Origin of the sequence: uncultured Williamsia sp. (assembly GCF_947494875.1) — a bacterium.
GTDB lineage: Bacteria > Actinomycetota > Actinomycetes > Mycobacteriales > Mycobacteriaceae > Williamsia_A.
In genome coordinates this window covers 234278-247467 of sequence record NZ_CANLWM010000004.1, presented here as the reverse complement: position 1 = coordinate 247467, position 13190 = coordinate 234278, and the positions used below count along the sequence as shown (strand labels likewise).

Sequence of the window (13190 nt, the reverse complement as noted above, 5' to 3'; positions counted from 1 at the left end):
CGATGGGCGACGGTGACGACGACGGCGGTTACACGGGTCCGGCAACGCTGACCGTCGAGGGGCGGTCACCGGTGCAGGTGACGGTCCAGCTGGTCGGTCGGTTCGACCCGATCGCGGGTCGCTTCACCTGGCAGGGCCGCATCCGCGGCCTCGTCGACGCCATCGGTGACGACCCCCCGATCACCGCGGGCACCCCGGTGTCCGTCGCGACCCCGCACGGGACCGGGACCGGGACGCTGTCGGCGCAGGACGTCTTCGGCGGCCACGTCGTCACCGGGGTGTCGGCACCACCGTTCGCCCAGCTGCCCGACGACGCGGACCGCTGAGCCCGTGGCCGACGACGACCATCGGGTCGCGCTGGTGACCGGAGGTGCGGGCGGGGTGGGTCGCGGCGTGGTCACCGCGCTCGCCGCCGCGGGGTGGACGGTGTGGTTCACCGGGCGCGGCGGCACCTCCCCCGACGAGCGCCTCGGGCGGCTCGCGGCGCGGGTGGCCGCCGACGGTGGAGACGCCCGCCCCGTCACCTGTGACCACACCGACGACGCCGCCGTCGCCGCGCTGTACGGCCGGATCGCCGTCGAGAGCGGCCGACTGGATCTCCTCGTCAACGCGGTGTGGGCCGCGCCGGAGGGGTTCGGCGGGTTCGCCGAACCGTTCTGGCGACGCCCGGTGTCCGACTGGCGACCGCTCGTCGACGTCGGTCTGCGCGCCCACTACGTCGCCTCGGTCCACGCCGCGGGACTGATGGTGGACGCCGGCAGCGGACTGATCGTGCACGTGTCGTCCTTCGGGTCGCGGGGACATCTGCACTCCGTGCTCTACGGCGTCGCCAAGACCGGTCTGGACAAGATGGCCGCGGACATGGCGGTCGAACTGGCCGGCACCGGGGTGACCGCGATCAGCCTGTGGCTCGGCCTCATCCGCACCCGGATGCTGCTCGCGTCGGGGCTGACGGAGTTCGCGGGGTTCTCGCTCGACCGCGCCGAGGACCCGACATTCGTCGGGCGGGTGATCGACGCCCTCGCTCGTGACCCGGACGTCGCGGCCTCGAACGGGGCGACGCTGATCAGCGCCGAAGAGGGTCGGGCGCGGGGCGTCACCAACGACGATGGGACACAGCCCGACTCCCATCGCAACGCGTTCGGCGGCGGCGGGCTGTTCGGGCCCGGTGGAGCAGCCACGTCAGTAGGGTGACCCGATGGCATCCAGCGACGACGCGCCCCTGTCCGTCGACATCCTGCGCGCGTCCGCGATCGGTCCCATCGCCGACGTCGACCCCGGTGACACCCCGGGTTTCGACGGGGGCAAGTCCGCGGGCAAGAAGATCCGCAAGGCGCGCGGCGAGATCCTCGCCGACCTGCAGGAGCGGCTCTACGCCCACGGACGCAGCGGCGACCCGCGATCGGTGCTGCTCGTGCTGCAGGGGATGGACACCTCCGGCAAGGGCGGGATCGTCCGGCACGTGATGGGGATGGTCGACCCGCAGGGCGTCAGCCACGCGACGTTCGGCACACCGACCGACGAGGAGCTCGCGCACCACTTCCTGTGGCGCATCCGGAAGAAGCTGCCCCCGGCCGGGCAGATCGGCGTCTTCGACCGCTCCCACTACGAGGACGTCCTCGTAGTGCGTGTGCACGACCTCGTCCCGTCCGACGTGTGGGGATCGCGGTACGAGACGATCACCGACTTCGAACACGAGTTGGTCGGGACCGAGACCACCGTCGTCAAGGTGTTCCTGCACATCTCGCACGACGAGCAGCGTGACCGGCTCGCGCGCCGGCTCGACCGGCCCGACAAGTACTGGAAGTACAACCCCGGCGACGTCGACGAACGTCGGTACTGGTCGGCCTACCAGGAGGCGTATCAGGCCGTCCTCGACCGCACCGACATCGACGAGGCGCCCTGGTACGTGGTCCCCGCCGACCACAAGTGGTTCGCGCGGCTGGCCGTCACCGAGATCCTCATCGAGGCGCTGTCCCACCTCGACCTGCGCTGGCCCGCACCCGATTTCGACGTCGAGGTGGAGAAGAAACGCCTCGCCGAGAGCTGAGCCCTGTTCAGGCGATCCGTAGCGATTGTTCCCGCTGAGCGGGAAGGATCACTACGGATCAGTTCTCGTCCGCGGCGGCCACGAGGCGACGGCGCTGACGACGGGCGGCGGCGACCATGTTGCGCAGGGACGGCTCGAGCTGCCAGTAGTGGCGTGTCTTCAGGCCGCCGTCGGGATTGACCCACAGGCGCTCCGGGTCGATCGCCTGTACGGCGCGCTGGATCCGCTCGTCGATCTCGTCGATGTCGGGGATGGCCGCACTGCGGCTCTCGTAGACACCGGGCCCCACGCCGCGCTGGATCGGCGTACCCGCGTTCACCAGCTGGTCGAGCACCCAGTCGATCGAGCGCGTCGCGACGATCGAGGTGACGTCGGCGTCGAGGGCGTCGAACGCCTCGACGACCTGTCCGATGCTCGAGTAGCCCAGATGCGTGTGGATCTGCGTCTCCGGCTTGGCACCGCCGACGGCGAGCTTGAACGCCGAGACCGCCCAGTCGAGGTAGCCCTCGCGGTGCCGCTCGCGGAGCGGCAGCAGCTCACGGATCGACGGCTCGTCGACCTGGATGATCCTGATCCCGGCACGCTCGAGGTCGGCGACCTCGTCGCGGATGGCCAGCGCGAGCTGCTCGGCCGACTCGTACAGGGGCTGGTCCTGGCGCACGAACGACCGCGCCAGCATCGTCACCGGCCCGGTGAGGATGCCCTTGACCGGCTTGTCGGTGAGCGACTGCGCGTACGTGATCCACTCGACCGTCATCGGGCCGGTGCGCTTGATGTCGCCGTACATGATCGGTGGTCGCACACACCGGGATCCGTAGACCTGCACCCACCCCATCTGCGTGGCCACGTAGCCGTCCATCAGCTCGGCGAAGTACTGGATCATGTCGTTGCGCTCGGGCTCGCCGTGCACCAGGACGTCGAGGCCGATGTCCTCCTGCAGCGCGATCACCGACGCGATCTCGTCCTTGATCCGGTCGGAGTACTCGTCCCACGACAGCCGGCCCTGGCCGTAGTCGTAGCGCGCCTTGCGCATCTCGGCGGTCTGCGGGAACGAGCCGAGCGTGCAGGTCGGCACCGGCGGCAGCCCGAGCACCGCGTCCTGCGCCGCCTTGCGATCGGCATAGGGAGCGCGCTCGCGCTGATCCGGACGGATCGCCGCGACACGCTGTCGCACATCGTGTTTGAGCTTGAAGTGCACCGAGGTGGGACGTGTGTACCAGTGCTCGGGCGCGCCGTGGGTGACGGCCTTCGCGAGCGCAACCACCTCGCCCACCTTCTGCTTGGCGAAGGAGAGGCGGTCGGCGACGTCACCGGGGATGTCGGGCTCGATGAGCTTGTCGACGGGCACGTGCATCAGGGAGCACGACGTCGAGACGACGACGTCGGGGATCTCCTTCTTGATCTCGAGCAGGTAGTCGAGCTTGCCGCCCTTGGCGGCCTTCCACACGTTCCGGCCGTCGATGACGCCCGCGTAGAGACGCTTGCGCTTGAGACCGGGGATGGCGGCGAGTTGCGCCGCGCTCATCGGGGCGCTGATCAGGTCGAGCGCGATGGCCTCGACCTTCGTCGCGGCGAGCGCGGCCAATGCGGGACCGAGATCGCCGTACTGGCCCGTCACGAGCAGACGCGGACGCGTCCCCACCCCGGACAGGCGGTCGTAGACGCGGGCGAGCAGTTCGATCTCCTCGACCGTGCGGTCGAGGGTGTACGCGGGCTCGTCGAGCTGGACGCACTTCGCGCCCTGCTTGTACAGCGCGTCGAAGAGCTGCAGGTAGACCTCGACGAGGTCGTCGATGCGATCGAGCGGGGCGAACCCCTCGGGCGCGTCGGGTCCCGCCTTCGACAGCATCAGCAGGCTCAGTGGTCCGTGCACGACGGGACGCAGTTCGATGCCCTCCGCCTTCGCCCGGGCGTGCTCGGCGAGCAGGTCGTCGGCGTTCAGGGTGAACGTCGTCGCGGGACTGATCTCGGGCTGGCGGTAGTGGTAGTTGGTGCCGAAGTACTTGATCAGCTCCAGCGGCGGGAAGTCGGGCTTGCCGCGCGCCATCGCGAAGTAGAACTCCAGCGGCTCCAACTGGTCCTGCAGCGGACGGAAGCGCTCCGGGAACGCCCCGAAGAGCAGCGCGTCGTCGAGCACGTGGTCGTAGAACGAGAAGATGTTGCCGGGCACCTGCTCGAGCCCCATGGCCGCGAGTTCGCGCCAGGTGTCCTCCTGCAGCTCACGGCCGGCCGCCTCGAGTTCGGCCAGGGTGGCGCCGCGGTGCCAGTGGTCCTCCAGCGCCCGCTTCAGTTCCCGTCGGGCACCGATCCGGGGATAACCCAGGATCGACGACCCGTACTCGACCGCATCCGACGCGCTGGTCATCGACACACCTTCCTCGCGAACTGCTCTCGCTCCACCCGACGGCCGCCCGAGCACGGTGGCGGGTTCACACCCGCCACCGTCACCTCAGCGTGCGGCCGCGGCGGCGTCGGCGTAGGGGTAGAACCCGTGTCCGGCCTTCTTGCCCAGGCGACCGGCCTCGACCATGCGCAGCAGCAGCGGCGGCGGCGAGTACAGCGGCTCCTTGAACTCCTCGTACATCTTGTCCGCGATCGCCTTCACCGTGTCGAGTCCGACGAGGTCGGTCAGCTTCAGCGGGCCCATCGGGTGGGCACAGCCGAGCACCATGGCCTTGTCGATGTCCTCGACGGTCGCGAAGCCGCTCTCGACCATGCGGATCGCCGAGAGCAGGTACGGGACCAGCAGCGCGTTGACGACGAAGCCCGAGCGGTCGGTGGAGCGGACCACCTGCTTGCCCAGGACGTCGGCGGCGAACTGCTCGGCGCGCGCGGTGACGTCGGACGAGGTCATCAGGGTGGTGATGAGCTCGACCAGCGGCAGCACGGGGACCGGGTTGAAGAAGTGCATGCCGACCACGCGGTGCGCGTTCTGCGTCGCCATGCCCAGCTTCATGATCGGGATGGACGACGTGTTCGACGCGAGCACGGCGGTCGGGTCGGTGACGACCTTGTCGAGCTCGGTGAAGATGCCGGTCTTGACCGCCTCGTCCTCCACGACGGCCTCGCACACCATCTGGCGGTCGGCGAAGTCACCCAGGTCGGAGGTGAACCGCAGACGCCACGACGCCTGCTCACGCTCGCGTTCGGTCAGCTTGCCGCTGCTGACGCCGCGGTCGAGGGACCGCAGGATGCGCGACCGGCCGGCGGCGGCCAGCTCGCGGGTGGACTCGTAGACCAGGACGTCGGTGTGGGCACGGGCGCACACCTCGGCGATCCCGGCCCCCATCTGACCGGCACCGATGACGCCGACCCGCGAGATCTTATCGCTTGCCATGGATGGCTCCTCGACTCGAAGAATCGTTGTGTTGCTGGGGTTTACCCGTGCCGCGACATGCCGCGACACAAGACTGTCACATCAGACCCCGATACGGATCGGGGTGGGCACGACGAGTGTCGTACCCACCCCTGGTCCGTCTCAGGTCACCGCCGGATCAGTGGAACTGACCCTCTTCGGTGGAGCCCTTGAGGGCGGTGGTGGAGCTGGTCGGGTCGACCGTGGTGGCGATCGAGTCGAAGTAGCCCGCACCGACCTCGCGCTGGTGCTTCACGGCGGTGAAGCCACGCTCCTCGGCGGCCTTGAACTCGCGGTTCTGCAGGTCGACGAAGGCGGTCATCTGCTCGCGGGCGTAGCCGTACGCCAGGTCGAACATGCCGTAGTTGAGCGAGTGGAAGCCCGCCAGGGTGATGAACTGGAAGGTGAAGCCCATCGCGCCGAGCTCGTTCTGGAACTTCGCGATCGTCGAGTCGTCGAGGTGCTTGCTCCAGTTGAAGGACGGGCTGCAGTTGTAGGACAGCAGCTGGTCCGGGTACTCCGCCTTGACGGCCTCGGCGAACTTGCGCGCGAGCTCCAGGTCGGGGGTGCCGGTCTCCATCCAGATGAGGTCGGCGTAGGGCGCGTAGGACTTCGCACGCTCGATGCACGGCTCGATGCCGTTCTTCACGTGGTAGTAGCCCTCGGCGGTGCGATCACCGGTGACGAACTGCTTGTCGCGGTCGTCGACGTCGGAGGTGATCAGCGTCGCGGCCTCGGCGTCGGTCCGCGCGATGACGACGGTGGGGACACCGGCGACGTCGGCGGCCAGGCGGGCCGAGTTCAGGGTGCGGATGTGCTGCTGGGTCGGGATGAGCACCTTGCCACCGAGGTGGCCGCACTTCTTCTCCGAGGCGAGCTGGTCCTCCCAGTGGGTACCGGCGGCACCCGCGGCGATCATGGCCTTCTGCAGCTCGTAGACGTTCAGCGCGCCACCGAAGCCGGCCTCGCCGTCGGCGACGATCGGCACGAGCCAGTTGTCGATGGAGTCGTCACCCTCGACGCGCGAGATCTCGTCGGCACGCAGGAGAGCGTTGTTGATGCGACGGACCACGTTGGGCACCGAGTTGGCCGGGTAGAGCGACTGGTCGGGGTAGGTGTGCCCCGACAGGTTCGCGTCACCGGCGACCTGCCAGCCCGAGAGGTAGACGGCCTTGAGGCCGGCGCGCACCTGCTGCACGGCCTGGTTGCCGGTGAGGGCGCCGAGGGCGTTGATGTAGCTGCCGTCACCCTGGGTGACGCCGTCCCACAGGATCTCCGCGCCGCGGCGGGCGAGGGTGTGCTCCTCGACGACCGAGCCCTGGAGCTCGGCGACCTGCTCGGCGGTGTAGTCACGCGTCACGTTCTTCCAGCGCGGGTTGGTGTCCCAGTCCTGCTGGATCTCCGCAGCCGTCCTCGGCTTGCCGACGTTGCTCATCTGCACTCCAGTTTTCTCGTTGCCGACGCGGTGTCGGCGGCTTCTCACAGGCGCGGCCGCGGCTCGTCGGGTCGGGTCCCGGGTGATGTCCCCGGTGCCCGGACCCGGTGAACGGTTCGGTGGTTTCGCAACCGTCCGACGTCGGGTCCGCGGCGCCTGCACAAAGAGTGCCACACCCCAAACGTGCTGGTCCACTGCTTGCAGGTGCCACATTCGGCCACATCCCGACGCGCATTTGCAAAGTTTGCGAACATGGGCGTGTGAAAGATCCATGCCCAGGGGCCAAAAAGTACGCGCGTACTGCGTCGATGCCCACGGACGCGGCGCACCCCACGGCAGACACCCCGGGCGGTCGTCGGGGCCCCAGGTCCATTCCTGCCGCATCGGAAAGTGGCCACAGTCACATCCGCCCTCGGTCGGACAGCGGGCGAACCGGGCGGTCGGCGCGACGTAGCCTGGCTCCCGTGGGCAGGACCTATGTCGGATCGCGGGTACGGGCGCTCCGCTCCGACCGCGGGCTCTCGCAGGTGTCGCTGGCGCAGACACTCGGGATCTCGCCCTCGTACCTGAACCAGATCGAGCACGACGCCCGCCCGCTGACCGATCCGGTGCTGGTGAAGATCAGCGAGGCGTTCGGTCTCGACGCCGAGTTCTTCGACTCCCAGGACGACGTTCGTCTGGTGGCCGAGGTGCGTGAGGTCCTCATGGACCCCGACGTCGAGGCGTCCGGGGACCTCGGGGCGACGGCCGCCGACGTGGTGCGGACCCATCCCGAGATCGCGCGGGCGATGGTCAGCCTGCACCGGCGGTACCGGACGACCACCGACCAGCTCGCCGCGGTCACCGACGACCGCGGCGACGGCTCGATGCGGGGATCGATCACCGCACCGCACGAGGAGGTCCGCGACTTCTTCTACCGCCGCCACAACTACCTCCACGAGCTCGACACCGCGGCCGAGGACATGACCACCCGCATGCGGATGCACTCCGGTGACGTCCGCCGAGAGATCTTCGACCGCATCGAGACGGTGCACGGCATCAACATCGTCCGCCGCGTCGACATGGGCGACACGCTGCTGCACCGTTACGACCCCGAGGGACGACGCCTCGAGATCTCGCGTCACCTCTCCGCGGGCCAGCGCACCTTCAAACTCGCCACCGAACTCGCCTATCTCGAGTTCGGCGACCTCATGGACCGCCTCGCCGACGAGGGCAACTTCACCAGCGACGAGGCGCGCAGTCTGGCGCGCCTCGGCCTCGCCAACTACGCCGCCGCCGCCATGGTGCTGCCCTACGGCCAGTTCCACGGCGCGGCCGAGGACTTCCGGTACGACATCGAGCGGCTCTCGGCGTTCTATCAGGTCTCCTACGAGACCATCTGCCACCGGCTGTCGACGCTGCAGCGTCCGGACCTGCGCGGCGTCCCGTTCTCGTTCGTCCGCGTCGACCGCGCGGGGAACATGTCCAAGCGCCAGTCCGCGACCGGGTTCCACTTCTCGTCCTCCGGCGGCACGTGCCCGCTGTGGAACGTGTACGAGACGTTCGCCTCACCGGGCAAGATCCTCACGCAGATCGCCCAGATGCCGGACGGACGCGACTACCTCTGGGTCGCGCGGACCGTCGAGCGTCGCGCCGCGCGGTACGGGCAGCCCGGCAAGACCTTCGCGATCGGTCTCGGATGCGAGCTCCGGCACGCCGGTCGGCTCGTCTACGCCGACGGCCTCGAGATCGGGCCCCAGGCGCGGGTGACGCCGATCGGTGCCGGCTGCCGCGTGTGCGAGCGGTCGAACTGTGCCCAGCGCGCATTCCCCGCGCTGGGGGCGCCCCTGCAGATCTCCGAGCACCGCAGCACCATCTCCCCCTATCTGGTCGACTGATCACCACCCCGGCAGCACCGATCGGCTCCCGCGAGCCCGAAAGGCATCGATGACCCCCCGCATACCGCCCGGTCACCTCCGCGAGCTCGGCCCGGTGAACTGGGCCTTCTGCCGCATCGCCTCGCGTGTGGTCGGTGTCCCCGACATGCACATCTTCTCGACGCTCGGTCGGACCGGCGGTCTCTTCCGCGGATGGCTGCACCAGTCCGCGCGGCTCATGCCGTTCGGCCCGCTCAGCCGGGTCGACACCGAGATGGTGATCATCCGCGTCGCGACCCTGCGCGCGTGCGACTACGAACTCGACCACCACCTGCGCATCGGGCGCCGGGTCGGTATCGACGACACCCTCGCCGCGCAGATCCAGAGGGGCCCCGACGCCCTCGACCCCTCCGCCCTGCACGTCGAGCGGTCCCGGGTCCTGCTCACCGCCGTCGACGAGCTCGTCGCCGACCGCGACATCTCCGACCCGACGTGGGAGGCGCTCAGTCGCCACCTCACCGAGCGGGAACGCATCGGGCTGCTGCTGCTCGTGGGCAACTACGACTCACTCGCCACGACCATCTCCACCCTGCGGATCGACCGCGACCGGTGACCGACGCCGACGCCCGCGCCGCCGTGCGGGACCTCTTGACGGTTCCCGTCCGCGACGAGTCCGCCGGCTACCTCGACCTGCTGGAACCGGAACGGTCGGGGCGATCGCCGAGCCAACGGCTGATGGAGAACCCGGTGTTCGCGGCGGTGTACGAACGTGCGTGGCGGCCCGTCTTCACCCGCCTGTTCTCGCTGGGCGGGACGTCCACGCTGGTGGCCGGCGAGCGGTTGACCGAACGCCTCGCCCGCCGCGGCGACCGCCGGATCCTCGACGTGGCGTGTGGACCGGGCAACTACACCGACCGATTCGCGCGTGACCTCACCGGCGACGGGTTCTGCGTCGGACTCGACTTCTCCACACCGATGCTCGCCCGCGCCGTCGTCGACAACGCCGCGCCCCGCGCGGTCTACGTCCGCGGGGACGCCCACCACATCCCTTTCCCCGACGGCACCTTCGACAGCGTCTGCTGCCTGGCCGCGCTCTACCTGATCGGCGATCCGCTGACGGTGGTCGACGAGATGGTCCGCGTCGTCGCGCCGGGTGGCGAGATCGCGATCTTCACCTCGGTCCAGACGACGTTGTCGTCGCTGCCGGGCGCCCGACCGGCGCTCGGGCTCAGCGGTTTCCGCATCTTCGGACGGGACGAGATCACCGGCCGGCTCAGCGCCGCCGGGATGCGCGACATCCGGCAGCAGATCACCGGGCAGGGTCAGTACGTGATCGCGACCGCCCCCGACGTGCCCTGAGACGAATCGGCGAGAACGGCCCTTCCATTCGGGCACTCAACAGATGTACCGTGGGCCCTGGTCGGACACACCGGGGAGGGTGTGTCCAGTTGGGGGTCCACACGATGCAGCTCGACAAGACTTCGGCGGCCGCCGTAGGCGGTTCGTCGCAGTTCACCGCCCTCGCGCGCGCATGTCGTGACCGTGGTGACTGGGATGAGGTGCTGGCCACCGTCATCCGGTCGGTCGTCGCCGCAGCCGTCGCGGGCGGGCCGCCCCGCTCCGGCGACACCGCGCTCGCCCAGACACGACAGGCGCGGACGACGTTCGACGGCGCGGTGCGGCGCACCCTTGACGACGTCTCGATCCGCCGACCGCACCTCGTGGACACCTCGTCGTGTCGTCGCATCCGTGCGGCCGTCGTCGAGTGGTCACGGGCCGGCGTCCCCCTCGCCGCGACGATCCAGGTCATCGGAGCCGCCGTGGACGCCGCGGCCGACGCGGCGACCCGTTCCGTCGACGACACAGCTCTCGTGGTCGCGACCATGTCGTCGATCGTCGCCGTCCGCAGGTCGCTGCTCGCCGACGCGTCTGCCATCTTCGCCGAGGCGTCCGCGCTGGAGCGCTCCGCACCGGACCCCTCGCCGTGGGAACAGTTCGTCACCGCCGCCATCCGCGGGGAGGTCGACGTCCGTCGGGCCGGTGACTTCGGGCTGCCCGTCTCCGATCGGTGGCAGGTGTTGTCCATCGCCGTCCTCGACGCCGAGGCCGGCGCGGGCCCGGCCGCGACCACCGTGTCGCGGGGTGTCGCCGACGTCCTCGGTCCCTCGGCGCTGACGATCCTCAGCGAGGCCGGCGGCACCGTCGTCCTCCCGGTCACCGACGACGCCGACCGGCTCGACACCTCGGTGACGGACGCCCTCACCCGCGCCATCGGGTCGGCGCTGCTGTGCACGACGGTCGTCGGCGACGCCGAGAACCTCCCGGAACTCGTGGCACGGGCCGACGAGCTGCTCGACCTCGCCCGGTCCATCGACCGTGAACCCGGCCTCTACTCGATGGAGGACCTGGTCATCGAGTACCAGATCACCCGCCCGGGACCGGCCCGCGACGCACTGGCCGCGCTCATCGCGCCGCTGACCTCACACGCCGATCTGCTGGAGACATTGCGGGTCCACATGTCATGCGGGATGAACCGCCGCGAGACCGCCCGCCGCCTCGAGGTCCACCCGAACACCGTTGACAACCGGATGTCCCGGGTGGCGGCGGCGATCGGCCTCGACCTCAGTCAGCCCCGTGCCATCACCCAGGCACGCTCGGCGATCCTCGCCTACGACGCGGTGGCCGCGCGGGCCTGACCCGACACGGACGCGACCTTGCGGCCCCTATCCTGGGCGGGTGTCGATATCGGTCGTGATACCGGCGTTCGACGAGGGGTCGGGCATCGATGAGTGCCTTCGGCACCTGTCCCGTCAGGGTGACGAGGTCCTCGAGATCGTCGTCGTCGACAACGCCAGCACCGACGACACGGCGGACCGCGTCCGCGCCGCGGCGGTCGACGATCCCCGCATCCGGCTGTTGCACGAGCCCACCCCGGGTGTCGCGCACGCGCGCTATCGCGGTTTCGCCGAGGCCCGCGGCGACCTCATCGCCAGCGTCGACAGCGACACCCTCGTCGGGACCGGATGGGCGTCGGCGATCGCCGAGACATTCGGCGATCATCCGTCGGTCATGGCGGGCACCGCGCCGATCCCCCTGTGGGACCTGCCGTTCCAAGGGCGGTACCGCCGGCGCAACGCGCGCCTCGACAGGGCCGCTCGCCGCGGTCTCGGCACCGGCCGTCCCGTCCTCGCACCCGGGCTGAGCGGGGCCAACTCGGTGATCCGCCGTTCGGCCTGGACGGAGATCGCCGACGAGGTGAGCGTGCGCGGCGACGTCTTCGAGGACCTCGACCGGTGGTTGCTGCTCCGGGCGCACGGTCACGCGGCGATCGTGGTCCCCGGGATGTCGGCGGTCGTGTCGGGACGTCGTCTGCTGACCGGTCCGCGGAGCTTTGTGCGGTACGCGGCCTGCGGGCCGCGCACGTACGCGCTGCACCACCAGTGGCGGATGTTCGCCGTGTCATTGCTGATGGACACGGCGACCTTCGTACTCACGATGGCCAAGCTGCCTGTCAACCGAGCCTGGGATCCCGCCGCCCGGCGGTTCTCGGTCGCGAGGATCATCGATCGGGCAATCGACCACCGCGCCTCGCCGATCGGCCGGGCTCAGAACCCGCGGTAGTCGCGCATCGACATCCGGGCACCGTGGCGTTCGGGCCGGGTGCCGTAGAGCTCGATGAGGCGGACCACGCGGTACCGCTGGCCGCGGTACGGCTCGAGGAGCTCCAACATGCCCGCGTCGTCGACGGGCCGTCCGATCAGCGTCTGCCCCACCGTCTTGCAGACGTGGTAGTCGCCGACGGGCACGACATCGGGGTCGCCGAGGGCGCGACACCGCACCTCGGACTCCGTCCAGCGACCGACCCCGTGCAGCGTGCGCAGGTGTTCGTGGTGGCGTTCGACGTCGAACGCGACGCCGCGGCGGACGGTTCGCATGCGGACGGGTTCCGCACCGGCGAGATGCCATTCCCACGATGGGATCGACGCCCACTCGCGCTGCGGCGGGCACACGTGCATGTCAGGGGCGCCGGGAGCCGGTACGCCGAAGCGCCGCAGCAGATGTCGCCAGGCACGCCACGCCTCCTTGCCGACCACCTTCTGTTCGAGCACGGCCGGGACGAACGCCTCCCAGACGCGGTCGGTGCGACCGAGCCGGATGCCGGAGTGCTCACCGCGGCGCATCAGTTCCGCCACGACGGGGTCGCGCGCGACGAGCGCCGACGGGTCGTCGTCGGCACCGAGCAGTGACGGCAGGTGGTCGAGCAGCCAGTCCGCGCCCGGACCCCAGCCGTGGCCGGTGACGACACCCGAGTGGCGCGTGATGGCGAGGGTGCCCGGCCCGTCGGGGGTGTGGCTGGTCCGCCACACGGAACCGTCGGGGCGGATCCGGTGCGTCGGGTCCGACCCACCGCGCTTGTGCAGCGCGAGGGTCCGACGGATGTCGAGCGGGAACGACGGCGTCCACTCGCGGACGCGGTCGGCCCCGTCGATCACC

Annotated in this window: 12 protein-coding genes; 8 read left to right on the top strand and 4 right to left on the bottom strand. The window is 70.0% G+C overall.

The features are described from left to right. Positions 1-2: 2 nt before the first annotated feature. The 3 genes from Q1A98_RS11525 to Q1A98_RS11515 are packed head-to-tail and all read left to right on the top strand — an operon-like array spanning position 3 to position 2050. Positions 3-326 carry a DUF4873 domain-containing protein gene (locus Q1A98_RS11525; RefSeq protein ID WP_299573402.1) on the top strand — a complete coding sequence of 108 codons (324 nt, stop codon included), beginning with the start codon at positions 3-5 and terminating at the stop codon, positions 324-326. A 4-nt stretch (positions 327-330) separates the two neighbouring features. Next, positions 331-1194, top strand: a complete 864-nt coding sequence (locus tag Q1A98_RS11520; protein ID WP_299573401.1) for an SDR family NAD(P)-dependent oxidoreductase — start codon at positions 331-333, stop codon at positions 1192-1194. Between the two features lie 4 nt (positions 1195-1198). Beyond that, complete coding sequence (locus tag Q1A98_RS11515) at positions 1199-2050, top strand: PPK2 family polyphosphate kinase (RefSeq protein WP_299573400.1); 852 nt, start codon at positions 1199-1201, stop codon at positions 2048-2050. Between the two features lie 58 nt (positions 2051-2108). Here Q1A98_RS11515 and metE read toward each other — a convergent pair whose 3' ends face one another. The 3 genes from metE to aceA all read right to left on the bottom strand — a co-directional run bounded on the left by metE (position 2109) and on the right by aceA (position 6840). Further along, complete coding sequence (metE, locus tag Q1A98_RS11510) at positions 2109-4415, bottom strand: 5-methyltetrahydropteroyltriglutamate--homocysteine S-methyltransferase (RefSeq protein ID WP_299573398.1); 2307 nt, start codon at positions 4413-4415, stop codon at positions 2109-2111. An 84-nt stretch (positions 4416-4499) separates the two neighbouring features. After that, positions 4500-5387, bottom strand: a complete 888-nt coding sequence (locus Q1A98_RS11505) for a 3-hydroxybutyryl-CoA dehydrogenase (RefSeq protein ID WP_299573397.1) — start codon at positions 5385-5387, stop codon at positions 4500-4502. 157 nt (positions 5388-5544) lie between these two features. Next, positions 5545-6840, bottom strand: a complete 1296-nt coding sequence (gene aceA / locus Q1A98_RS11500) for an isocitrate lyase (RefSeq protein WP_299573395.1) — start codon at positions 6838-6840, stop codon at positions 5545-5547. Positions 6841-7304: 464 nt separating this feature from the next. Here aceA and ramB point away from each other — a divergent pair, with 464 nt between their 5' ends. The 5 genes from ramB to Q1A98_RS11475 all read left to right on the top strand — a co-directional run bounded on the left by ramB (position 7305) and on the right by Q1A98_RS11475 (position 12317). After that, the gene (ramB, locus tag Q1A98_RS11495) at positions 7305-8717 is read left to right on the top strand and encodes an acetate metabolism transcriptional regulator RamB (protein ID WP_299573393.1); all 1413 of its coding nucleotides are present in this window, start codon (positions 7305-7307) and stop codon (positions 8715-8717) included. A gap of 49 nt (positions 8718-8766) precedes the next feature. Next, the gene (locus Q1A98_RS11490) at positions 8767-9309 is read left to right on the top strand and encodes a carboxymuconolactone decarboxylase family protein (protein ID WP_299573392.1); all 543 of its coding nucleotides are present in this window, start codon (positions 8767-8769) and stop codon (positions 9307-9309) included. A gap of 122 nt (positions 9310-9431) precedes the next feature. Continuing rightward, on the top strand, positions 9432-10055 hold the full coding sequence (locus Q1A98_RS11485) for a class I SAM-dependent methyltransferase (RefSeq protein WP_299573826.1): 624 nt from the start codon (positions 9432-9434) through the stop codon (positions 10053-10055). A gap of 104 nt (positions 10056-10159) precedes the next feature. Then, positions 10160-11392, top strand: a complete 1233-nt coding sequence (locus tag Q1A98_RS11480; RefSeq protein WP_299573391.1) for a CdaR family transcriptional regulator — start codon at positions 10160-10162, stop codon at positions 11390-11392. Between the two features lie 40 nt (positions 11393-11432). Further along, entirely contained in the window at positions 11433-12317 is an 885-nt protein-coding gene (locus Q1A98_RS11475; RefSeq protein ID WP_299573390.1) for a glycosyltransferase family 2 protein, read from the top strand. Here Q1A98_RS11475 and Q1A98_RS11470 read toward each other — a convergent pair. Continuing rightward, positions 12302-13186 (bottom strand): 3-methyladenine DNA glycosylase, encoded by an 885-nt coding sequence (locus tag Q1A98_RS11470; protein WP_299573823.1) that lies wholly within the window; start codon positions 13184-13186, stop codon positions 12302-12304. The two genes, Q1A98_RS11475 and Q1A98_RS11470, sit on opposite strands and share 16 nt — an antisense overlap. Positions 13187-13190: the final 4 nt, after the last annotated feature.